The sequence below is a fragment of the Legionella spiritensis genome (assembly GCF_900186965.1).
Taxonomy (GTDB): Bacteria; Pseudomonadota; Gammaproteobacteria; order Legionellales; family Legionellaceae; genus Legionella_C; species Legionella_C spiritensis.
The window spans coordinates 2,559,457-2,582,423 of sequence record NZ_LT906457.1 but is presented as its reverse complement, the minus strand read 5'-3'; the positions used below and the strand labels follow the sequence as shown (position 1 = coordinate 2,582,423).

Here is a 22,967-nt window from a genome sequence, read left to right as displayed (position 1 = left end):
AGCCGTGGTGTTGGAATACGAAAATGAGTTAGAGCGTCCCACCAGGAGTTTGTTTTGGGCGATATTTGAATGGATGCTCATTCAAAGCGTTTCCGAGGTGTGGTGTGGTAAACCATGCACTACCAGCAGCGCCGCCATTTCCAGAATTAACAGCCGGATATGAGTCGCTTCAAAAGCATAGGCGATGAAGATTTCTTCCATAACCAGAAATGTAGCCCACAGGGCCATACTGATGCCGAATGCGGTATTAATCCATGGCCATGGGTACCGGTTAATTCCGAATTGCCATGAGGCAACGGCAAATAATACGGCGGATGTACCCTGTACGATGATATCCGAGCAAAAGAGAGCATACAAAAACCAGGTTGGTGTATGATATATGGCGAGTACTTTAGCCAGGGCCGCTAAATTACCGGAGTGAAACGCCCATTCGTTGGTCAAATGTATGGCATTGGCCAAATCCACAAGGTTGGTCAGGCACGCTATTGCAAACCAGCAGGCGAAGAATAATAAAAAGCCCAGTTTGATATAAAATAATGCGTAAGTTCTGGTATTGGCGGTGTTATTCATGTTTCTTTTTCCCGGTTTTTACTGAGTTTTTGTGCACAAAACCCCAGTATAATTATGTATAATCTGTCTTCAGGGAGCAATCGAAATGAAGAACCACCAACTCAGTGAGCACAGCACGGCATTGTCGCCGCAAAGAAATTTAGAATCATAAGATGGTATTTTATTAATGGTAACTCCCCACCCCGTCATCCCGAGTGTAGCGAGGGATCTCCTGTCGGGTGGCACAATTTTTAAAGAATTGATTGATACAAATCATTCCACTCCGGATTCAAAGTATTAATCAAAACATGCTTCTTTTTTCGTGACCAGCCCTTGATTTGTTTTTCTCGTTCAATAGCTCCAACGATATCTCCGCAGACTTCATAGTAAATCAGCCTGTCTACATTGTATTTTTTGGTGAATCCAGCAACAAGTTTGTTTTTATGCTCATGGATACGGCGTATTAAATCATTGGTAATGCCAGTATACAAAACATTATTGTTCTTATTAGTCAGAAGGTAAACGTAGGATTCTGTTTGCATGTTTTTATTCCCTGTTCAGGTGGACTTTATGCTGTCTTAGCTTCCTGATGCGAGCAAAGTCCTCAGCACCCATTTGATCATAATAACTTGATTTTCAATGATTTTTTATATTATTATGTGCCGCCTGAAAGGAGATCCCTCGCTACGCTCGGGATGACGGGGTGGGGAGTTACTATTAAGGAAAAGCTTGTTCACGGAAACCGGGACGTGTTCTAATCATTAAAGGCACCGGGTATGATGAATTGATATTTATGAGGCGATTGCCTTATCAGATAACCTTGAACATGGGTGCTGGGAGTGAGTGCTCCCCAATATTGTCTGTAAATATCCAATAATGTCCGGTCTTTTTCCATTTCCAGCAGGGCATTGTTAATCCGGCTAATGAGTTGCACATGGTTTTTGGTGGTCATAATGCGTAACCCGCTTTTTCGCGCCACGACCGGACCTATTTGTACGTATTGCCGGCTGGACAGGTTAATCCAGTATGAAGCCGCTCCCGCATCAAGAACAACAGCATTCACCTGGTGAGTGTTCAAGGCCATTAGCAATTCGGGAAGGTTATTGTAAAATTTGAAACGCAATTCGTCTTTATGATTCAGGTATTTTTTCTCTTTCCTTGTTTTGAAAACCAGATCGTAGCGATCGCTTAATGGAAAAAGGGTATTTTTCACTATTCCGATAGTCTGGTTATTCAAGTCTGTCAATTGATTGCTGCGTAAGGTAAAAAATACCGCTTCACTGATAAAATAAGGGTAGCTGAATAAATAATTTTCGGGACGTTCCGGCATGAGGCTGATGCCGACAATCATGGCGTCAATCCGGTTGTTATCCAAGGCCTGCAACAACTTGTCAAAGCGCATGGGGACTAATTCACATTGCTTGTTTATAATTGTGCAAATGTTTTTGATGATTTCGACATTGAAACCAAAGGCTATCGGGGTATTGCTCCCTACGACTTCTGCAAATGGCGGATTAAAATAAAGAATACCTATTTTCAGGAGATCCCCATTATTGGACGAGAAACTGTTAAAGCTTAATAAGCATAACAACAGAAGTAATCCTTTACGAAACATATCCGTTTTTCCTGAAAATGCCTGTTAATCCAATTAGGTTACGTGAGCAAAATTTATTACCTCGTAAAAACGAGGCGACTACCGTTTCTCCTGGTACAGCATTAGGACATGAAACCCGCAATACGGCCAGAGGCCTCCTTACGGGCTACTGCTTTTTTACAAAAAACATGTAGCCCGTCATGAAGGCAAAGCCGTAATGCGGGAAAACGTCTGCTCTTTTACAACAAAATGGTGCAAGGAACATGTCTTCACATAACCTGAGTATAATGCCATATTTCTGTAAATTAAATGAATTATAGCATTTGTCGGGGCTGTTCGTCTTATTCAAAATCAAATGAATATTGCTGTTTTATAATGCTTTTTTATATTGCCGAATTGACATTGACAGCTTTTGTTATCGCTTCTACACTCAATTCAGTGGCTGCCCTGGATATTTGGGATTTTATCTGAAACAAATGACCGTTAATCAAAAGAAAAACCCGAAAAAACTTCCCTATCTTGGTTTCGGTCTGGGATTGCGTACCGAACACTACGACGCTGTTCTAAATGACAAGCCATCCGTACAATGGTTTGAAATCATTACGGAAAATTATCTGGTTGCGGGCGGCAAGCCGTTATATTACCTGCATAAAATCCGTGAACATTATCCGATGGTTATGCACGGCGTATCGCTTTCAATCGGAAGCTCTGATCCGCTGGATTTGGAGTATCTCAAGCAATTGAAGGCACTGGCGGCACGTATTGAACCCGTCTGGATTTCCGATCATTTATGCTGGACCGGCGTGGATGGGTTGAATATGCATGATCTATTGCCATTGCCTTACACGCAGGAGGCCATCAATCATGTTGTGTCACGCATTGTACAGGTTCAGGAGTATCTCGGGCGTCGAATTCTCATAGAAAACGTGTCAAGTTATCTGAGTTTCCGTCAATCGGACAGGACGGAATGGCAGTTTATTGCGGACATTGCGAAGCGGGCGGACTGCTATATTTTACTGGACGTCAATAACATCTATGTCAGTTCCGTAAACCATGATTTTAACCCAATGGATTACATTAACGCCATGCCGGCAAACCGTGTCGCCCAGATTCATCTGGCCGGACACTCCAATCACGGACATTATATTATTGACACCCATGACGCGCCTGTTATTTCCGACGTGTGGGATTTGTATGCAAAAGCTATCCAACGGTTCGGTCCGGTCTCTACTATGATAGAGCGCGATGATAATATCCCTCCCTTATCCGAGTTGTTAACCGAACTTGAGTATGCGAAAGAGGTTGCGGAGCAAGCCCTTGGTGAAGGGTTGCCGTTATGATGGATCTCTATCGGTTACAAACCGGTTTTCAGAGTTATTTGACCAGCGAGCCATCGGCCGTCAGGGACATGGTTGTTGACACGAAAAAAGTGTGTTCGGACACCCGTCTGAATATCTATCGAGACGCTTATCAATCGAGATTGCTGAAAGCATTGGGTTGTAATTTTCCCTGTCTGAACAATTATTTGGGTGATGAGCAGTTTCAGCAGGTTGGATTAGCCTATGTTGCGGCTTATCCCTCGCACCATCGCTCAATTCGCTGGTTTGGGGATCGGTTTGCCGCATTTTTACTGGACTATTATGACCGTTCCTTTCATTTCCTGGCGGAGCTTGCTACATTCGAGTGGCACATGACACTGACGTTTGACTCCGCGGATGATGGCGTGTTTGATCCGGCCAGAATGTCAGAAATTCCACCCGAATCCTGGGCTGATATGCGTTTTAAAGTTCATTCTACCCTGAGGCGGATAAATTTTTTCTGGAACGTGGTTACAATTTGGGAGGCGCTGGCCAATAACCAGGCGCCCTGTGACCCTGTAAAAAATCAATGTGAGGAAGCCTGGGTGTTATGGCGTAAGGATTATCTCAATCGTTTTTATCTCTTAAAAAAAGACGAAGCCTGGGCTATGGACACCATGATAAGCGGTAGAACGTTTGGCGAATTTTGCGAAGGGTTGTGTCAATGGCATGATGAAGCGGACGTTGGTTTGCGTGCGGCCTCGCTTCTCAAGGGATGGATGCAATCGGGATTGATAACGGCAATTTTTTAACGGGAGCATGCTATGACGGTAACGACGGGTTTATCCGGTAATGAAATCTATTGTCTTGCTGAAAAAGGGTATGCGCCTGGAAATATTGTGGTCGGTAACAGCGTTCATTCGCTTGGTTTGGTAGGCAGTGTCGGCTCCGGGTTGAAAGCCATGCTGGGCGGTGAATTAAAGCAAGTCACCCGATTGATCGAGGAAGGCCGGGAGAGTGCCTATCAACGGATGTTGCAGGAGGCGGTCAACCACAAGGCGACGGGGATTACAGGCGTGACCAGCCAGCTTGTCTTTCATGGCTCGAATGTGGAGTTTCTGGCCATTGGTTCAGCCATTCACGCGGACAGGGCGGATTTGGGCAATAAATTTTCCACCTCGGATGACGGGCAGGAATTGTATGCGCAATTGGACGCGGGTTACAGGCCTATCTGTTTTTCTTTTGGTAATGTGGCTTATTCCATGGGTTTGGGAAGAGGCCTTCTGGGCAGTTTGAAAACGCTGGGTCGAGGTGAAATTAAGGAATATTCCAATATCTTTAATCAAACCCGTCATCTGGCCTTAACCCGTATTGTTGAGCATGCCGGAAAGCATGGTGCCAATGCGGTACTTGGCATAAGAACCACGATTTTACCGTTCGGAGGGGTCAATGAAATGCTGATGATAGGTACGGCTTCCCACAACCCGCAACTCCCTGGCGATAAACCAGAGGATATTATCAGCAGTGACATGACCAATGTTGAATTGTGGAATATGGCCAGTAAAGGGTACGCGCCGCTGCGGCTGCTGTTAGGCACCTCGGTTTATTCTCTGGGGTTGGTGGGTGGTATTACATCGGTCATCAAGTCTTTTGTCCGTGGTGAAATTAACGAATTAACCCGCCTGCTGTACGATGCACGCGAAAACGCGCTGGCTATTATCAATGATGAAGCCAAAGGCATAGGCGCGGATGATGTGATTGGTGTCAAAACCTATGTTTATCAGATAGGCAATGGCTTAATCGAGTTTCTGGCTATCGGCACGGCGGTTAAAAAATTGTCAAACATCAATACGCAGTCCCCGCAACTCCCTCCCCAGGCGATTGTGGTTGATCGCGACACGTTTTACAGTTCCGTCAATACGGACAGTTTTAACGTGAATGCGAACAAAGGAGCCAAGCCTATTAATCAGGGGTATATGTCGTGGCTGATACCTGTAGTTATCATCCTCTTCATTATTATCCAGGTCTTTTGGGGCAAATTTTTCTAGGTTCTAACTATGAAACTGTCTTCCCTGCAACTCGCCGCTTTTGCCGAAACGGCGAAAACCCTGAATTTTTCAAAAGCGGCGATGAATTTGTGTATCACCCAGTCCGCTCTTTCACAGCGGATCCAGAAACTTGAAGCGCGCCTGGGTGACGCGTTATTTTTACGGACCGCCAAAAGAGTGCAATTAACGCACATGGGGGAGCGGTTACTTCGCTATTGCTCAACACAGGCCGCGCTTGAGCAGGAATTTCTCGCGCAAACCGAATTGGCTGACCATAATCGTCTGGTCGGAACGGTGAGAGTAGCCGGTTTTTCGACGATCATGTCTTCCGTGATTTTACCGCATCTTGCTTTACTGTGCCGCGAACACCCTGAGATTGATTTGGAATTACATTCCATGGAAATGACAGCCCTGTTACCGGCGCTGGAATCCGGACTGGTGGATTTTATTGTGACCGGGGAGGAGATTTGCCGCCCATCCGTGCGGATTATGACTATCGGTTTTGAATATTACGTCTTAACCTGCTCAGCCTCTCTTCCCGCTCCAAACGATGTATTTCTCGATCATGATAAAGAAGACCCCATCACCGCGTCTTTCTGGCGGCAACAGACGTCACAACCCCGATCGTGGCGAACGTATTATCTGGATGACATCCATATGATCATTGCCGGGGTTAAAAACGGGCTTGGCCGGGCTGTATTGCCTCTGCATCTGGTAAAAAACGACGAGACTATAACCGTTCTTGACGATTTTACGCCGCTTAAGGTGCCGGTGTATCTGGCCTGTTATAAAAATGAATGGCAGACCAGGTTGCAACGGGTGCTTTGGCAGCGATTGCAGTGTGCCGGAAATCCGTTGGAAGATTGTGTCAGGCAAAGAACCTGATCCGGCAGCCCTGCTATATCTGGTATATAATGTTACTAATACTGTTTTCATGTAATTTTGCAGGGTGGTGTTGAACATTGTGCTCTATTTTTGTGTCATCCCCGCGAAGGCGGGGATCCATTTTTCATAATGGCACGGTGCCACCAGATAGATGGATTCCCGCCTTCGCGGGAATGGCAGAACTTTGCAAAATTACATGATATTTTATGTCTCCGATTCAATGGCCGGAGCGTTGCAGGGAGAATGTCAGGGCATGTCAGGGAACTATTATTATGTCGTCTTCAACTCAAAAAACGCGTTCAGGGCAATTCTTGCAGACGGTTAACAGGGAAGTCGGGAGCAGAATCCGGTATTTGGGGTTTACCATGCTGGAATTAATGCTGGTGGCCGGTATTTTGGGTGTTGCGGCTATTATCGCCATCCCTTCGTACAACCGTTATCTGGATAGAATAAATATTACCACCGCGCAAAACGATATCAGGGCAATGGAATTGTCCATACATAGCTATTTTCTGGCCAATAATGGCACGTTTCCACCGAGTCTGGCTGCGGCAGGCATCAATAAAACCGATCCCTGGGGACGTCCCTATCAATATTTGCAAATACAGGGATCTACCGATCCAAACATAACCGGCAAGTCGCGTAAGGATAAGAATTTAGTACCCATTAATTCTGATTTCGACCTGTATAGCATGGGGGAGGATGGCGCCTCAGTATCTCCATTGACTGCTCAGGCAAGCCGCGACGATATTGTCCGTGCCAATAACGGGGCTTTTGTTGGCCTCGCTACCGATTATTGAGCGGGGGATTATCCTGACCATGCGCATGGAGAAGCGGTTTTTTCAAAGCAAGGTGGCTCGCCGGATTTTTCTTCTCTTTGTCCTTTCGACGTTAATTCCCATGGTGATTCTGGCGGTTTTTCAAATGGTGAATCTGGAACGCCAATTGCGGGAAAATGGTCAGTTTAAGGTGCGCCAGTCTATCAAGAGTACCGGCATGGCTCTGGTAGGGCGGCTTTTTACCTTTACTGATCAATTGAATGTACTGGGCCATGCCATCAATCATCTCTCCGGGACGGAATTGTTGCAGAAACGCGACCAGCTGATCCAGTTAGCACCGCAATTTAACGCGATAACCGTAGTGCCCGGGAAAGGAAAACCCCAGGCGATCACAGGCGAGGCCCTGTCCTTGCCGGCCAATGTACCCACCCTTCTTGAGGGCGAAGGCTGGATTACGTCCGATGAAAAAAACGCTCGGCAGCAAAAAGACATTTATTTTGTTTATCGTCCCGATGCCTCGTATCTGTTGATAGGAAGAGTGAAACATAATTTTGTCTGGCAATTTGACATCAAGGAAGACGCACTGCTTTGGGTACTGGATGGTGATGGTCATGTGGTGTATGCCAACACCGCCATCCCCCATCCGAGAGCATCCGGAACAAAACGCGATTACAGCCATTCCGGCGCCTTTGACTGGACGTGGAAAAAAAGAGATTATTTTGTGGCTTACTGGGATATTTTTTTAAAGTATCGGCTCAAAAGCAAGGAATGGGTGGTGGTGTTGGCTGAACCCAGGGCGGATATGGCTTCACAGGCCGGGAATCTCTTTAGGATTTTTTTACCGGCCGCGTTACTGGCGTTGATATTAATTATGTACTTAAGCCAGTTCCAGATCCGCCGGTACATGATTCCTCTGGAAAAATTAACCGAAGCGGCCCGGCGGGTGTCGGCAAAGCGTTTTGACCAACCTGTCGCCTTGCAAAGCGGCGATGAATTTGAAGAGTTGGGGGAGGCGTTTAACACGATGATCAAACGCTTGAATCGACAGTTTCAGGCGCTATCCATTATGTCGAAGGTGGATCAGGCGATTCTTTTCAAGCCGGATGTTAAAAAAGTTATCGAAATTATTTTTACCGGACTCAAGGAGTTGGTCGCTTACGATGTACTGATGATAGGCGTGTCACAACAGGATAATCCCCATACCCTGCAAATCATGACGGATGCTTCTCCGGATCGGAACAAAGCGCCTGACAGGGTAACGATGTCACAGCAAGACCTGGAGGATATCGGCAGGCAAACGGAAATCAGGATCAGTCTGCCTCAGGAGCACCCTCCTGTGTATATGGCCTGGCTTAATGCCATTGAGGGGCATTTTCTTATTTTTCCAATTCTTCATCATCATGAGCTTGCGGCCCTGGTTTGCCTGGGATTTAATCATAAAGACCGCCGTGACCAGTGCAATACGGCGGAGCTTCATGATATTTTTAACCGGGTTGCGGTGGCGTTCACTCACGCCGAATGGGAAGCCAGGCTTTATTATCAGGCTCATTACGATGATTTGACCGGATTGCCCAATCGTCTTGTTTTGCGTGAGCGGCTCAATCAGGCTCTCAAACAATCCGTGTCCGGCCGTCATTATGGCGTGCTGATGTTTATTGATCTGGATGATTTCAAGGACATCAATGACACGATGGGACATGGCGTCGGTGATTTGTTGTTGAAGCAGGTGGCCCGCACTATGGAAGACAGCCTGCTTAAGGCCGGCACGGTAGCACGTCTGGGGGGGGATGAGTTTACCGTCCTTCTAACGGATTTTAAAAATGAGGCGGAGGCCGGAACCATAGCTGTGGAGGCGGCCGAGCGATTGCTTCAGGCATTATCTTCGCCATTTACACTGGCAGACAATACCTTTAATGTGTCCGCCAGCATTGGTATTGTGGTTTTTACCGCCCGGGAGGGCACCACCAGCGACGATTTATTGAAATTTGCTGATATGTCCATGTACCAGGCCAAGGAAAGCGGTAAAAACTGTTACGCGTTTTTTACCAGGGAACTGGAGCAGGCCGTACAGGAACGAAATGAATTGCTTCATGATTTGCATACCGCCATTAGTGACAATCAGTTGCGGCTTTATTTTCAACCCAAAGTTGACGCGAGCGAGAATAAACTGGCCGGTGCGGAAGTATTATTGCGCTGGCAGCATCCTGTGAAAGGATTGCTCTCCCCCGATAGGTTCCTGCCTCTGGCAGAAGATTCTGATCTGATAGTCGCCATTGGTGAATGGGTGATTCAGGCGGCATGCCTGCAAATACAAGAATGGCAAAAACAATCGCTTGTCGTTCCTCCCCTGGCGGTTAATCTCGCGGCCAGGCATTTTATCCATAATGATCTCGTGGAAACAATCATTCGGAGCACGAATGAAACAGGCGTGGATAGTCGTTACCTGCAGTTTGAAATTACGGAAAGTTCCCTTATCAATAATTTTAAGGAAACGATTACCATTATGGAGCAATTAAGTGCGTCAGGATTTCAGTTCGCTCTGGATGATTTTGGTACCGGTTATTCTTCTTTGAGTTATTTGAAAAAACTGCCCCTGCATATTATGAAAATTGATCAGGTTTTTGTCGCCGGTTTACCCGAGAATAAACAGGATCTCAGCATTGTGCGTGCCATTATTACCCTGGCAAAAAATCTGGGTCTGATTATCGTCGCGGAAGGCATTGAAACCAGGATCCAGTCGGAATTATTGTGTGAAATGGGTTGTTCTATTCAACAAGGCTATTATTTTAGCAAACCCCTACCCGATCAGGAATTTTGCAACCAGTTTCTGATCCATTCCTCGTTATGAAACATAATTTCAGGAAAAATATTGAATGAAACGCCCCTAATGAATGATAATGATTATCATTATCATTCATTAGGGGCGTTATCGGGTTGTATACCATTGTCATGATATATATCAGAGTCATTACCGTGATCCTTTTGCATATGATTGTCCTTAACGGGAGAGCTTATGCGCTGCCACCGATCAGTGACAAATTAAGCTATCAGGGCCATGTTTTCTTCAATGTCACCGATTCAGCGCCGGTGGGAGAAAGCTACTTGCTGAATCAGCAGTTATCGAGCCTGAAGCTGGAATCGGAATATCAGCCGGGGAAGTGGAGCAGGCTGAAAGGCTTGCTGATCTATAACACCACACCGACCCCGATTACCCCCACCTTTTTTCTTGAGCAACTCTATGCCGGTGTAAAAAGACCGGAATTGCCGAAATGGTATCTGGAAGTCGGTAGAAAATGGCTTGCCTTTGGCAGTTACAGGAATGATTTGATCTACAAACCCTTGACGAAAGCGCTTGGTCAAACCAATGAGCAAATCATGGTGATAGGGTATGATAATCTTGTTTATGCCAATGCCGGTATTTTTTACCCGCATTCCCGGATCCAGTCGTCCTCGCTGCCCGTTTATTATAACCTTAACGGTGGTGTCCATAAGAAACACTATGATGTCGGAATCAGCTATATTTACTCCCTCGCCGACAGCCAGCTTTTTCAGTACAACAAGGGATTTGGCGGATTTTTGTCCGGTAGTGTGACCAGCCATGTTCCCGGCATGGCGGCTTACGCCAATCTCAAATATCGCAGGTTCAATACCTATATTACCTACGTTTCCGCCATAAAACGTTTCAAAGTCAGTGAAGTGAGTTATCAGAATACCGGGGCTTTACCGCACGTGTTTAGTGTTCAGACCGGATATGAGATCTCATTAAAAAATACCCTGGTTAAAGTCATTGGTTTTTATGATCAATCCTTTCAGGCGCTGGCGTTACAATTGCCGCAAAAACGAGCCGGTCTGGGGCTCTCCTGGTATCCTTCTTCCCGTATTACCCTGCAGTTTCAGTATTTTAAAGACTATAACTATTCGCAGTTTGTCCAGGCTGGAGGGTTGAACAGAACCATCACCGGTAATGCAACGCCTCGTAATACCTTCGCGTTGCAAGCCATTGTAAATTTTTAACAGGATTGGCAGAAATTCATCCTATTGACGGGTTTTATTGTTTATAATTTTATCACCAAATGCGTAAAACAAGCATATAACAAGACATACCGCTTTTCTCCTGTCGTAATTGACGTTAATCTGAATGCAAACATAAGAAAAAAGCATAAGTAATTAGCGGAGTAAGGATGAGGACATGGATAACAAATTTGCTAATGATCAATCTGATATTCAATATCGATGGATGGGCCGGAAGAATAAACGTCTTGCCAGGCTCCGCGACAACGGGGAATACGATGCCCGAATCCCAACATACGGTCGAGCACATTGCGGCTCTGCACACCGTTGCTCCCCGCTTTTCCCCCACGGCAGCGAGATTGGGAAAAAATCTCATGAATTCGGATGATATAACCGCCGCCGTACGTCTCTACATCGATCAAAGCTGGACGGATTTAACCCGTAGCCACAGTAACGTATTGCTGTCGAAGATCGATGAAAAACTTCCCGATGGCAAAGCCATTATGTATCTGCCGCCTGGAGAGGATCTGGCTCGGGTCAAGCGGGAAATCAACAAGGAAATTCAAGGTAAGACGGGCCATACTATTGAGTTGCGATACCTTCCTGAAGAGGTGAGCCGCATCAGGCAACATGGTTTGCTGTATTTGCCTCATCCCTATGTTGTGCCTGGCGGCCGCTTTAATGAAATGTATGGTTGGGACAGTTATTTTATTGAATTGGGCCTTTTGGAAAGCGGGCGCCTTCAACTGGCGAAAAACATGGTGGATAATCTGATTTATGAAGTGAATCATTACGGGATGGTTCTCAATGCGAACCGGACGTATTATTTGCAACGTTCGCAACCGCCGTTACTAACGGAAATGATATTAGCCTATTACCATAAAACCGGAGATAAAGACTGGTTAAAATCCACCTTGCCTGCTATCGACAAGCTCTATCAATTTTGGGTCACCCCACCACACCTCATTCCTGAACTGGGATTATCACGGTACTATGCGGGGGGCGTCGGAAAGCCGCCGGAAGAGTCCCCGGATTATTATGAAAAAGTACGGGCGTATTTTAAAGCCCGCGATGTTGACGATTACGACAAATCCCTTTACTACGATGCCAGACACGATACCCTGACTGAGCTGTTTTATATCGCTGATCGGACGGTGCGTGAATCCGGTTTTGATATCTCGGCCAAATTTGGTCCATTCAGTGCCGCTATACTCGATTATGCCCCTGTTGATTTGAATGTTCTGCTTGTGCAAATGGAAAAGGATGCCTCGGCCATTTACACCATTCTGGGTGAGCCTGAAACGGCGGACGGATGGAAGAAGCGGGCACAAACGCGTTCGCGTCTTGTGAATCAGTTTATGTGGGATGACAAGGCGGGCTATTATTTTGACTATAATTTCAAGGCACGCCGGTTAAGGCCCTATATTTACGCAACCACGTTCTACCCGCTTTGGGCTGGTATCGCCTCGCCGAAACAGGCCAGGGCGGTGGTGCGCAATTTATCTGTTTTGCTGGGCAAAGGTGGTCTTGTGACCAGTGCTTACCAACAGGATGTGCAGTGGGATGCGCCGTTTGGCTGGGCGCCCATGCAGTATTTTGCGGTGGAGGGATTAAAAAAATACGGTTATCGGGATTTGGCCCTTGATCTGGCTGCGCGCTTTGTTACGACAATCAATAAAGGATTTCAGCAAGCCCGCACGATTTTTGAGAAATACGACGTACAGAATGTCAGCATTCATACGGATAATAAAATCAAGTACAGTTATGCCACCAATGAAGTGGGTTTCGGCTGGACGAATGGTGTTTATCTGGTTTTTCTTAATGAATTGCAGTCGGTAAACACACCCTTATAGTTCCTGGCAGCTTGCTATGAAGACAACGCCGTAAGGCGGGATAATCTCCACACGCGTACTCCCTGCTCCATGAGTGCGATATGGGGGCATTATCCCGCAATACGGCCTGTGGCCTCCTTACGGGCTACCGGTTTGTCAAATCGGACAATGCGTCGTATCCACTCCCACCTGATTAAATACGGTGCGAAACACATCAGGATCCAGCTTTAAATCATTGGCCGCATGCATAACACCGCAGGCACCGCTCATAAAATCAGTGGTGGGTGTCCAGTATCTGGTATTGGCCAGGATCATCACATGATAGGCTTTCTTGATACCTATGGCCCGGGATAACAAATAAAAGGCTTTGTTGAATACACCACTCGCCGTATGCACAATAAAATCCTGCCGGTCTTCCGGATCAGGAATTTGGGCTTCGGCAAAGGCAATCAGGTCATTGTAGCTGATAGCGCAGTAAGTTCCGGTGCTGCGCGCCAGGGATTTATCCAGGCAATCGGCGGAGCTGCCGTCGGCAGAGGGATAATCCATGAAACGTAATGCCTTGCCGAAAGAATCCTTGACAATGGTTTCACCGATACCCCAGGTGACTTCATCGGGTGTGATACTGATTTTGTTATACAAGTCGGGAGATTGTTCCAGAAGATAGGCGCGCGCGGCCTGGCCTGCCATATCGGAGACGGATTCGTTCAAGGCGCCGGATTGATCATGGTATTCCAGATCGGAGTGTTGTTCGGTAAAGCCGTGAGTGACTTCATGCCCGGCCACATCCAGGGAAACCAGGGGATAAAAATCCTCTCCGTCGCCAAAAGACATGGTTTCACCGTCCCAAAAAGCGTTATCGTAACCCTGACCGAAATGAACGCGCATGATGAGGGTCATTGGTGTACCGTTTTCCAATTGCAAGGCGTTTAATCCATACCATTTTTTGTACATGTCAACAATGACATGGCCAAAATAATAGGCGTCATTACCCGGTGAGAACGCGCCGTTTGTCGTTTCTCCGATATTGTTGCCGCATTCGTAATCATAAGCCGACAGCAATTGATTGTACCAGTCCCAGGATGAACGCAGATGAACCATCCGCACTTTGTTGTCATCCATGACGCATCGGCTGTCTTTCCGAATGACTTGAAGCGGTGGTAAACCGTCTTTTCCGTACCAGTATTCCCGGGTTTTTTCGTTACCGCCCGGGCCTGTGTCATCATAGGTTTTAATGTTGTTCCATTGCTTGATAACACGGCCTGATTGGGCATCAACAAGAAAGAAAGGCCATAAGGGTTTTCCTTCGGCAGTCATGGTTTTAAAGGAAACCTGATAAACCAGACCTAATTGATTGCTGTCGTCCGGCCGGATCTGCAATCGGACTTGCCCTTCACCGGTAGCGGTTTGTGGGTTTTTGGTCAGATATAGTGTCCTGGCCGCGGCCAACGCCTGTTGCGAACTGACGGCCGGGTGGGTATTGATGTTGATCTCATCGACCAGATGACCGTTGACTATCGCGTTATGCCCGGAGGAGAGCAGGCCATTACCATTCGCGCCGACTACCATCACCTGAGCGCCGATAACGGGAATGCCCTTGTAATATTGTTGATAGCGGGTAATGAGTTGTTTGCTGTTTCTGGTCAGGTTAACGGTTTTAAGCTGATTATTTTCCGGAGCGGCAGTTGTTTTGGCCATGGCTGCCTGCATGGATTGTTGCATGACGGGAAATTTGTCTAAACTGGCTACGGGGGCCTGGTAGAGATCGATGGCATGGGTTGCCAATGCCGATTGAGTAAGACTTGCCAACGTGAGTAAAACCGCTTTTTTAATCATCATTCCATCCGATAAAGCTATAAAATCAAGGCATTATGACATAAAAATAATCATCATGGAAATAATGTTTCCAACAAGGCGTGTGATTTGTCCCTTTTTTGTAGCCCGTCATGAAGGCGAAGCCGAAATGCGGGATAACGCTCACCGGGTATTGACCTGTTCTCCCGGGACAATATTGGAACATGATACCCCGCAATACGGCCACAGGCCTCCTTACGGGCTACTGCCTTTTCGCAAAAAATGGTGCGAAGAAAAATTGGTTCACAGAATGAGGACACGCCCTAGTACAGCGTTTCACTGATTCTGTCCTGTGATGCTTAGGACAGGGTACAAACGTTTTAATTTAATTCTGGCGTCCTCGGTTGTAAACTGCCAATCGATGGTCGCCTCCTCTGCATCCCTGTTCTTATTCCATTCAGCTACTTCGTGAATAAACGTCTCTTTATCTGCAATCCGCCTATTCAGACATTGTCTGCCCAGATGACTTAATTCAATTTCAGCCATATTCAACCAACTACCATGTTTTGGCGTGTAATGAATTTCCAATTTATCCAATATTCTCTTGGCTTCCGCTGGCTCGAATACCTCATATAATGAGGAACCTGTATGTGTATTTAAGTTATCCATGACCAATACAATCTTATCGACAGACGGATAATGGTTATCAACCAACTCTTTAATAAAAAGAGCCCAATCCGCCTTTTTTCGATGGTCAGTCACTTTTGTTGTACGTTTACCTATCAAAGGCTCACAACTTAAAAAAACATTACAAACACCATTTCTTTCATATTCAGCATCATAGCGCACACTTTCTCCAGGGCTTGCTGGAATAGGTGTCCTTGTTTCTTTGACCAACTGCTTATTCGTTTCATCCATACAAACAACTGGCCGTCTTGCATCATAAGGACGTTTGTAAATATCCAATACATCCTCCATTTTACAAACAAAATCAGCATTTGCTTCGGGTGGAATACACCATTCTCGTTTTTGCCATGGCTTTATTTCGTTTTTTTTAAAACCCTACTCACTGTTACAGGGGACACACTATCAACGATTTCCAGTTCTATCAGCTTGTTGGCTAACAGCTTTAATGTCCACCGATTCCTTCCTTCTGGAGGTGTTGAACAACATAGAGCAACTAGATGAGCTTCTCGTTCCCCATCAATTTTACGACCCTTGGGATTAGTATGTGCTCTACGTGATAATGCTGACTCCATTCCTTCCTCAACAAATCGTTGTCTTATTCGTGCCACCGTTTTAGTACATATATGCATTTCAGTGGCTATTTCTTCATCTGTTTTAGGCTTTACTTTTTTATCGTTTTCATCTGCTGATAATAAAACTCTCGCATGCATTAATTTATTTGCTGCTGTTTTTCCCACTCGAATCAACGTTAGTAATTCTGTGCGTTCTTCTAATGTGAGTTTTACTATATACTTGTCCATGTGTGCTTCTTCCCAATGCGCCTCAAGAACGCGGGAGGTTAGCACACGTCCCTATTGCAGGACAAAATCAGTGAAACGCTGTACTAGTACTGTTTCTATTTAGTTTTGACAGGTAGCATTGCACAAAGCGTGTCATTTCTTGTCATTCCCGCGCAGGCGGGAATCTATGGCTAAATTGGCTCTGTGTTATATCAGGCATAGATTCCCGCCTGCGCGGGAATGACAGGCGCCTGCCAAAACTAAATGGAAGTGGTACTAGTAACGGAGAATGAAAGGAAGGGATTGCCTGGTTGTTCTGATGCCGGTGGACGGATTGTTAAAAAATTGATGCGGATTCGGGTGGTTGTTTGAAGTTATTTCAAGCAGATGGTGTTTGCCGGAACGACGGGTTGAGGTGACAGGTAATCGTTTTGTGCTTTGTATTTCCTCATGCGACAAGATTTGTATACGATGTTTTTTCAGATCCCGGCATAACATCACTTTTTCCTCGACGGTTTTTTTTAAATTTTTCTGTTCAAATTTTAATTGATCGTTTTGTTTCATAATTTGGTATTGTTTGTAGCCGAAATATAGGCTGACAGCCAGTATCACCCCTAAACCGGCAAGCAAACCTATCGGGCCTGCGGCGCTTGTGGCCGCTATGAGGCCGGCGGTTTGAAAAGCCGTTAAAATGACGGTGAAGCCTAGAAAATAGGTGCCGAATAACGTGGTGCTAATCAATAGGGACGTACTGATGGCGTCCCGGATATGGGCGAGTTTGTCTTTATGTTTATAAGGCGGGCGGCTAATGGTTGCAACGTGCAAACCATTCCTTTCCAGCAGCAGATCAACCGCCTGATTTTTTAACAGATCAAGTTGAAAGCGTTGATTCAGTTTTTTTTCCTTCTTCTGGATTTCCTGATAATTGGAATAAAAAAAGACACTTCCGATGAAAATGGACATGCACACCATAATCGCCGTACCAATAAGGAGAGGCATGGTTCCTAAACTGATAACGCCAACGATAGTCCAGAGCAGAATCAGGGGATGGGTGGAGAAATCCTGGCTTAAGGGAATGGACAGGGCTTGAAGCCATTTCTGTTTTTTCCGCTTTTTCCGGTAAATATGCTGAATACCTGCGATTAATCGTGCTGCTTCGTCATGACCAACACACTGTTTGAGTTCGCCTGATTTATGGCATTGCAGAATATTATACAATTCAAAATCAGTATAATCTTCCAATAAAGACATGACATCGATTCTCCATATCAGAACCTGGGCCTGCCGATGAGGCAGGCGGGTAAACAGGGTAGTTCACTCTAACAAGCCAAAGCCGGCGTATGCTCCCCCCCTTCACAGGACTGTTCCAATGATTGCTGGCATACCTCCTCCGGTTCAATGTAGGTACGGCCGAGAATGGCACAGAGCTTTTTTCTGTCCTCATCGGTTAGACAAGAGGCCAGAGCTTCCAGCGGATTGTAGTCCGGTATTTCTTCCTCTTCCGTGTAAGGATTTACGACCGGAGATTTTTCCCGGATCTGTGTTTCAGAAGGAATGTGATCCCTAATGGTCCAACCATCGACAGCAGCCATGTACAGCGCGTTAAAAAGCCACCTGGCCCGAGCCAGTTTTTCTAAAAGTATTTTTTCATCCCTGTTTCGGGGCTGGTTTAGCAACGAGTAACAATAACCCTGAAAACCGCCGATGGTCGGTGAGGGTTGTTTGGGTTCAATTCGGGCAAAAGAATCGTAACAGTCATGTATGCGTTGTATCAGATCACGTCGATAGGGTTCGTACTTGTTGGGAATATCAGCGTTATAAAACAACCACTCCAGTTTCAGCAGTTTTGCGACCGCTTTTTTGACATCCGGACAATATTCCTCGCTGATTTTAAGCTGTTCAGTGGTGTCCCCGGACAAGGGGACAACTAATTGCGGGGGCAAGGCCCAATACATTGCAACGCCTTTATCAGTCAAATCACGGTAAAGGACTTCCTCACCGGAAGATTTGATGTGTTTGCGCATCGGCCCTTCACTGTATAAATAAATGTCTTCCATTGGGCCACTGTACCTGGGCACAGTGGGGTGTTTACCGTTTTCGGTCAATCTGTCGATTTGATCGTCGGGGATTATCCCCTGAAGCAGGGAGAGGATTTGCGATTTACAGGTGTGCGAGCGTTTTAGTGACGGGCCAAACAGCGTCAAATCGATTTGTATATCAAAAGGGGACAATCGGTTGGATTTTTTAGCCCGTTCTATATTGTAAATGTGGTGTGACAATTCCTCGTGCGGGTAGATGCGTGTTTTATCGGCAGGTTTACCGGGGATCCCCTGTACTACTTCCCCGATGGCGTCCTCTTGCTCCTTGGCCATTTTCAGACATTTTTGCTGCAGCAGGTCAAACTGCTCCTCGGTTAACTCAAAGGTAATGCCATGCAGACCTTGACCTTTATCCATAAAACGTGCTTCTTCATGGCGTAGTATGCCGTGATTGCCCTGCAAATCAATGTCCAGACCTATTCCTGTTTTTATGCGGCTTAACCATCCGTCTCCGCTTGTGGAGGGAACGCCATAAAATCCCCAGTTATCAACGATTTCTACCGGACCCTGCCCATCCCACCGGGATAATAAAATACAGGTATGCCAAAAAGGGTTAGCCCCGGCTTTGGGATCAAAGGTGCAATAGGTGACGGCATATTTTTTGCGAAATCCTTCTCTTTGATCAAAGGTGCAATAGGGGGCGGCGTATTTCATGTGAAATCCTTATTCCAGGTTCTGTGAACAAAATAACACTATCTTTCATTCAATCTGGAGAGTCAACGCTCAATTATGACAGGGACAGGCTGGAAAATCTGGTTGTGCTTAAACCATTTGGATGATATCGTGCGCAAAAAAATAGCCAGGAATTTCCAATGATTCGATGTATCAAGTCCTTTATGGCGCTTGTTGTGGTGTGTATTATGTCAGGCTGTGCGACCACCTCCTCTTATGTCCAGCCCCAGACCAATGTCCCCCATGCGACGATCCAGGGCGGGGAGGTCAGGGAATCGCTGTTTACCTGGCGTGTGAACAGCATCATCACTATTGATGACAAGGCTGTGAACAACTTTTTTACCAATACGCCCAAATTGAGAATACAACCCGGCAAACATAATATGGTTGCCAATGTGACCTTTGCGCGTGGATTTGCTTCGCAACAATACAATGCCCTGGTCGAGTTTGACGCGAACATCAAAGCGCGGGAAGTCTATAAAATCACATCCGCTATCAAAGGCAAGTCCGTTCAGGTGTGGGCTGAAGATGCGCATGGTCGTCGCGCCGGTACGGTCGGATCGGCGAATTACAGCGTCTTGCCGCAATCGCAAACAGTCATTGTTCCCGTTTATAGCCGTTAAAACGGATGACAGGCTCTCGCAAGATGATCTAGAATGATTCCTTTTCATGGATGAGGTTACCCGGATGATCACCGACCGCGAGAGCAGAATGCCCGGGATTGCAACGCTCGGGATAGCCATTTTTATGGCCTTTCCCGGTGTTTTAATGCCGATGGCTTATGCGGGAACCATGGAGTTTTTCTTCCAGCGGCAAAAAGAGGAGGCTCTGCCATTTGCTGCGGTACAATCTGTGGTTGACGGTCGTTTTGAGCAATTAATTGATCATCAAAATCCAGCCGTCGGCACGTTTTCCCAGCGTTATTATCTGGATGAGTCGTATGCCCGGACAGCGGATGCACCGGTATTTTTTTATATTTGCGGTGAGGCGGCTTGCGAGAAACGCTCGTTAAACGGGGCTATCAGGGATTTCGCCCGTAAGTATCATGCCAGGCTGGTTGCTCTGGAACATCGCTATTACGGGAAAAGCCTGCCTTATGATGACCTGTCAACCTGGCATTTGCGCTATTTGTCGACGACTCAGGCGCTCCAGGATTTGGCGTACTTTCAGCAAACGATAACCGCGAAGCATCATTGGAAGGGCAAGTGGGTGGCTTTCGGCGGTTCCTACCCCGGTTCGTTGTCCGCTTATTATCGTGCCGGATACCCGGAACTGGTCGTGGGTTCCCTCGCCTCTTCCGCGCCGGTGATGGCGAAAGCGGATTTTATCGAGTACGACGCCCATGTGACCAGGGTAGCCGGAGTCGAGTGCGCGAACAGCATGCGGGAAGCGATAGCCGATATGGAACAGGCTTTATCCGATGCGCCGCGTATGGCGGCGATTAAGGCATTATTTGAGGCGAGCGGTGTTCACGATGATATCGATTTCCTGTATGTTGTTGCTGATATTGGCGCGGGTGCCGTGCAATATGGCCTGCGAGATCGATTTTGTACGGCTTTATCGGACAATCGCCAGACCGTTCTTGAAAATTACGCGGCTTTTGCGCGATATATCTACCGTTTGTTTCATACGAGCGCCCTGGAACTCAGTGCCCAGGGCGCTATGAGCGAAAATCCCGCGGACTATCAAAGCGGGATTGGCGCAAGATCGTGGATGTATCAGTCCTGTACGGAATATGGTTACTGGCAAAACGCCCATCCGGATCCGGCACAATCCACCCGTTCCGCACTGATCAATGCGGCGTATCATCAAAATTTGTGCAACCGTTTGTTTGGTATTCAACAACCCGCCGATACCAACTTGATGAACCAAACCTATTATTTTCCGCTTATGGAGGAATCGGTCAGCCGTATTTATCTGACCAATGGCTCCGATGATCCCTGGTCGATGCTGTCCATGACCAGTGAAAATGGCAATGCCGTCAATAGAAATCTGAGCTATGCCATCATCGATGGGGCGGCACACTGTGAGGATTTGCGAGGTTCCAGCCAGGCTGATTCCCAATCCTTGCGCGACGCACGACAAAGAATGGATGTGTTGTTGGCAACCTGGCTGAAACAGGTTGCCAAAATCCCCTAGATTTTTTTAATAGCAGGAAGAGATATATGGCCAAGGTACTTTGTGTTCTTTATGACGATCCGACAACAGGTTATCCTCCGCAATACGCGCGCAACGATATTCCGGCTATCAATCATTATCCCAACGGCCAGTCGCTGCCGACTCCACGGGGCGTGGATTTTAAACCGGGCGAATTATTAGGCTGTGTTTCCGGTGGTCTTGGTTTGCGCGAGTTTCTTGCCGGGCAGGGACATTCGCTGGTTGTCACTGCGGATAAAGACGGGCCGGATTCGGTTTTTGAAAAGGAACTGCCGGATGCAGATATCGTTATCTCGCAGCCGTTCTGGCCGGCTTATCTGAACGCTGAGCGAATCGCCAAAGCCAGACAATTAAAACTGGTTATTACCGCGGGGATTGGTTCGGATCATGTTGATTTAAGTGCGGCGATTGCCCGGGGCATTACGGTGACGGAAGTTACTTATTCCAACAGCATCAGTGTCGCCGAGCATGTGGTGATGATGATCCTGTCTCTGGTACGCAACTACCTGCCGTCTTACCGAACGGTTGTGGACGGTGGCTGGAATATTGCCGATTGTGTGGCTCGATCCTATGATCTGGAAGGGATGACGGTCGGCTCAGTCGGAGCCGGACGGATTGGACTTGCGGTATTGAAGCGCTTGCGACCTTTTGACGTCAAATTACATTATACCGACAGGCATCGCCTGCCCGCCGCTGTGGAACGCGAGCTGGGGCTTGTTTATCATGCCCGGGTGGAAGACATGGTGGCGCATTGCGATGTGGTTACGGTCAACGTGCCCTTACACCCCGAAACAGAGCATCTTTTTGATGACGGATTGTTGCGAAAAATGAAGCGGGGGACTTATCTCATTAATACCGCGCGGGGGAAAATCTGCGATCAGGACGCCATTGTACGCGCGCTGGAAAGCGGACAACTGGCCGGTTACGCCGGTGATGTCTGGTTTCCCCAGCCCGCACCGCCCAGCCATCCCTGGCGAACCATGCCGCACCATGGTATGACGCCGCATATTTCCGGTACGTCCCTATCGGCACAAGCACGCTATGCGGCCGGCACGCGGGAAATACTGGAATGCTGGTTTGCAGGCCGGCCGATTCGAGAGGATTATCTGGTGGTCAGTCAGGGGCGACTGGCTGGTGTAGGCGCTCATTCCTACACCGCTGGCAAGGTTACGGTAGGAGTGGAATAGCTCTGTAACCGTTTGAATGATATGCAAAAATTAACGCGGGCATTTTACGACAGGGATACCATAGAGGTTGCAGAGGACTTGCTGGGTCATTATCTGATTCATCATCACAACGGGATTGAGCGCATCGGTAAAATCGTTGAAGTGGAAGCCTATCTGGGCGAGCATGATCGGGCGGCCCACTCCTCAAAAGGCGTCACTGATCGCACGCGGGTGATGTTCGGGCCGCCCGGATACGCATATGTTTACCTTATTTATGGTATTCATTACTGCATGAATATTGTGACGGAAAGGGAAGGGCACGGCAGTGCGGTCTTGTTGCGTGCCCTTGAGCCGGTGCAAAATATTACGGCACGTACCCAGGGACCGGGGCTTTTGACGAAAGCCATGGGGATTGATAAACGATTGAACGCCCACGATTTATTGAGCGATGATTTTTATGTCGCCAGCCATCCCGGCCCTTCATTGCAGATAGAAAAAAGACCCCGGATAGGCGTCGATTATGCCGGGAAATGGGCGTTGGAAAAATTACGGTTTTATATTAAAGATAATCCTTTCGTATCAAAACGATAACAAACAGATCAGCCGCAATTTGCAGC

General features: G+C 47.0%; 19 protein-coding genes. 12 read left to right on the top strand and 7 right to left on the bottom strand.

Translation table 11 applies throughout. From position 1 onward, the window contains the following. Positions 1-81: 81 nt before the first annotated feature. From CKW05_RS11640 to CKW05_RS11630, 3 genes are all read right to left on the bottom strand, one after another. The gene (locus tag CKW05_RS11640) at positions 82-570 is read right to left on the bottom strand and encodes a hypothetical protein (RefSeq protein ID WP_058484626.1); all 489 of its coding nucleotides are present in this window, start codon (positions 568-570) and stop codon (positions 82-84) included. Between the two features lie 230 nt (positions 571-800). Next, positions 801-1,091 (bottom strand): GIY-YIG nuclease family protein, encoded by a 291-nt coding sequence (locus CKW05_RS11635; RefSeq protein WP_058484625.1) that lies wholly within the window; start codon positions 1,089-1,091, stop codon positions 801-803. Between the two features lie 212 nt (positions 1,092-1,303). After that, positions 1,304-2,164 carry a transporter substrate-binding domain-containing protein gene (locus tag CKW05_RS11630; protein WP_058484624.1) on the bottom strand — a complete coding sequence of 287 codons (861 nt, stop codon included), beginning with the start codon at positions 2,162-2,164 and terminating at the stop codon, positions 1,304-1,306. 455 nt (positions 2,165-2,619) lie between these two features. On the opposite strand from CKW05_RS11630, the gene bufB reads away from it, so the two are divergent. The 8 genes from bufB (at position 2,620) to CKW05_RS11590 (ending at position 13,017) form a co-directional block, all read left to right on the top strand. Continuing rightward, the gene (bufB, locus tag CKW05_RS11625) at positions 2,620-3,483 is read left to right on the top strand and encodes an MNIO family bufferin maturase (RefSeq protein WP_058484623.1); all 864 of its coding nucleotides are present in this window, start codon (positions 2,620-2,622) and stop codon (positions 3,481-3,483) included. Continuing rightward, complete coding sequence (locus CKW05_RS11620; RefSeq protein ID WP_058484622.1) at positions 3,480-4,253, top strand: HvfC/BufC N-terminal domain-containing protein; 774 nt, start codon at positions 3,480-3,482, stop codon at positions 4,251-4,253. The genes bufB and CKW05_RS11620 overlap by 4 nt, the downstream gene beginning before the upstream one ends. Before the next feature lie 12 nt (positions 4,254-4,265). Beyond that, a complete protein-coding gene (locus tag CKW05_RS11615; protein WP_058484621.1) occupies positions 4,266-5,489 on the top strand; it encodes a heavy metal-binding domain-containing protein in 1,224 nt (407 codons plus the stop codon). Between the two features lie 9 nt (positions 5,490-5,498). Further along, positions 5,499-6,374 carry a LysR family transcriptional regulator gene (locus CKW05_RS11610; protein ID WP_058484620.1) on the top strand — a complete coding sequence of 292 codons (876 nt, stop codon included), beginning with the start codon at positions 5,499-5,501 and terminating at the stop codon, positions 6,372-6,374. A 206-nt stretch (positions 6,375-6,580) separates the two neighbouring features. Next, complete coding sequence (locus CKW05_RS11605) at positions 6,581-7,174, top strand: hypothetical protein (RefSeq protein ID WP_197697342.1); 594 nt, start codon at positions 6,581-6,583, stop codon at positions 7,172-7,174. Beyond that, positions 7,152-10,001 (top strand): bifunctional diguanylate cyclase/phosphodiesterase, encoded by a 2,850-nt coding sequence (locus CKW05_RS11600; protein WP_058484618.1) that lies wholly within the window; start codon positions 7,152-7,154, stop codon positions 9,999-10,001. The genes CKW05_RS11605 and CKW05_RS11600 overlap by 23 nt, the downstream gene beginning before the upstream one ends. Before the next feature lie 101 nt (positions 10,002-10,102). Beyond that, the gene (locus CKW05_RS11595; protein ID WP_133141197.1) at positions 10,103-11,167 is read left to right on the top strand and encodes an LbtU family siderophore porin; all 1,065 of its coding nucleotides are present in this window, start codon (positions 10,103-10,105) and stop codon (positions 11,165-11,167) included. Between the two features lie 371 nt (positions 11,168-11,538). Beyond that, complete coding sequence (locus CKW05_RS11590; protein ID WP_082642851.1) at positions 11,539-13,017, top strand: trehalase family glycosidase; 1,479 nt, start codon at positions 11,539-11,541, stop codon at positions 13,015-13,017. A gap of 135 nt (positions 13,018-13,152) precedes the next feature. Here the strand turns inward: CKW05_RS11590 and CKW05_RS11585 are convergent, their stop codons facing one another. The 4 genes from CKW05_RS11585 to CKW05_RS11565 form a co-directional block, all read right to left on the bottom strand. Next, positions 13,153-14,832, bottom strand: a complete 1,680-nt coding sequence (locus tag CKW05_RS11585) for a M4 family metallopeptidase (RefSeq protein WP_058484617.1) — start codon at positions 14,830-14,832, stop codon at positions 13,153-13,155. A gap of 294 nt (positions 14,833-15,126) precedes the next feature. After that, a protein-coding gene (locus tag CKW05_RS11575; RefSeq protein ID WP_408606976.1) for an IS630 family transposase occupies positions 15,127-16,277 on the bottom strand; the annotation gives its coding sequence in 2 pieces (ribosomal slippage) (positions 15,127-15,839 and positions 15,839-16,277; 1,152 coding nt in all). Positions 16,278-16,532: 255 nt separating this feature from the next. After that, the gene (locus tag CKW05_RS11570) at positions 16,533-17,507 is read right to left on the bottom strand and encodes a hypothetical protein (protein WP_058482540.1); all 975 of its coding nucleotides are present in this window, start codon (positions 17,505-17,507) and stop codon (positions 16,533-16,535) included. Positions 17,508-17,575: 68 nt separating this feature from the next. Continuing rightward, the gene (locus CKW05_RS11565) at positions 17,576-19,009 is read right to left on the bottom strand and encodes a hypothetical protein (RefSeq protein ID WP_058482541.1); all 1,434 of its coding nucleotides are present in this window, start codon (positions 19,007-19,009) and stop codon (positions 17,576-17,578) included. Positions 19,010-19,167: 158 nt separating this feature from the next. Here CKW05_RS11565 and CKW05_RS11560 point away from each other — a divergent pair, with 158 nt between their 5' ends. The 4 genes from CKW05_RS11560 to CKW05_RS11545 are packed head-to-tail and all read left to right on the top strand — an operon-like array spanning position 19,168 to position 22,941. Continuing rightward, complete coding sequence (locus tag CKW05_RS11560) at positions 19,168-19,650, top strand: hypothetical protein (protein WP_058482542.1); 483 nt, start codon at positions 19,168-19,170, stop codon at positions 19,648-19,650. Positions 19,651-19,696: 46 nt separating this feature from the next. Next, positions 19,697-21,166 (top strand): S28 family serine protease, encoded by a 1,470-nt coding sequence (locus tag CKW05_RS11555; protein WP_231950467.1) that lies wholly within the window; start codon positions 19,697-19,699, stop codon positions 21,164-21,166. Between the two features lie 26 nt (positions 21,167-21,192). Next, a complete protein-coding gene (locus tag CKW05_RS11550; protein WP_058482543.1) occupies positions 21,193-22,371 on the top strand; it encodes an NAD-dependent formate dehydrogenase in 1,179 nt (392 codons plus the stop codon). 21 nt (positions 22,372-22,392) lie between these two features. After that, positions 22,393-22,941 carry a DNA-3-methyladenine glycosylase gene (locus CKW05_RS11545; protein ID WP_058482544.1) on the top strand — a complete coding sequence of 183 codons (549 nt, stop codon included), beginning with the start codon at positions 22,393-22,395 and terminating at the stop codon, positions 22,939-22,941. Positions 22,942-22,967: the final 26 nt, after the last annotated feature.

Coding starts and splice junctions, on each gene's coding strand:
- CKW05_RS11640 (WP_058484626.1), bottom strand. CDS start 570: ATGAATAACACCGCCAATACCAGAACTTACGCATTATTTTATATCAAA.
- CKW05_RS11635 (WP_058484625.1), bottom strand. CDS start 1,091: ATGCAAACAGAATCCTACGTTTACCTTCTGACTAATAAGAACAATAAT.
- CKW05_RS11630 (WP_058484624.1), bottom strand. CDS start 2,164: ATGTTTCGTAAAGGATTACTTCTGTTGTTATGCTTATTAAGCTTTAAC.
- bufB (WP_058484623.1), top strand. CDS start 2,620: ATGACCGTTAATCAAAAGAAAAACCCGAAAAAACTTCCCTATCTTGGT.
- CKW05_RS11620 (WP_058484622.1), top strand. CDS start 3,480: ATGATGGATCTCTATCGGTTACAAACCGGTTTTCAGAGTTATTTGACC.
- CKW05_RS11615 (WP_058484621.1), top strand. CDS start 4,266: ATGACGGTAACGACGGGTTTATCCGGTAATGAAATCTATTGTCTTGCT.
- CKW05_RS11610 (WP_058484620.1), top strand. CDS start 5,499: ATGAAACTGTCTTCCCTGCAACTCGCCGCTTTTGCCGAAACGGCGAAA.
- CKW05_RS11605 (WP_197697342.1), top strand. CDS start 6,581: ATGTCTCCGATTCAATGGCCGGAGCGTTGCAGGGAGAATGTCAGGGCA.
- CKW05_RS11595 (WP_133141197.1), top strand. CDS start 10,103: ATGATATATATCAGAGTCATTACCGTGATCCTTTTGCATATGATTGTC.
- CKW05_RS11590 (WP_082642851.1), top strand. CDS start 11,539: ATGAATTCGGATGATATAACCGCCGCCGTACGTCTCTACATCGATCAA.
- CKW05_RS11585 (WP_058484617.1), bottom strand. CDS start 14,832: ATGATTAAAAAAGCGGTTTTACTCACGTTGGCAAGTCTTACTCAATCG.
- CKW05_RS11570 (WP_058482540.1), bottom strand. CDS start 17,507: ATGTCTTTATTGGAAGATTATACTGATTTTGAATTGTATAATATTCTG.
- CKW05_RS11565 (WP_058482541.1), bottom strand. CDS start 19,009: ATGAAATACGCCGCCCCCTATTGCACCTTTGATCAAAGAGAAGGATTT.
- CKW05_RS11560 (WP_058482542.1), top strand. CDS start 19,168: ATGATTCGATGTATCAAGTCCTTTATGGCGCTTGTTGTGGTGTGTATT.
- CKW05_RS11555 (WP_231950467.1), top strand. CDS start 19,697: ATGGATGAGGTTACCCGGATGATCACCGACCGCGAGAGCAGAATGCCC.
- CKW05_RS11550 (WP_058482543.1), top strand. CDS start 21,193: ATGGCCAAGGTACTTTGTGTTCTTTATGACGATCCGACAACAGGTTAT.
- CKW05_RS11545 (WP_058482544.1), top strand. CDS start 22,393: ATGCAAAAATTAACGCGGGCATTTTACGACAGGGATACCATAGAGGTT.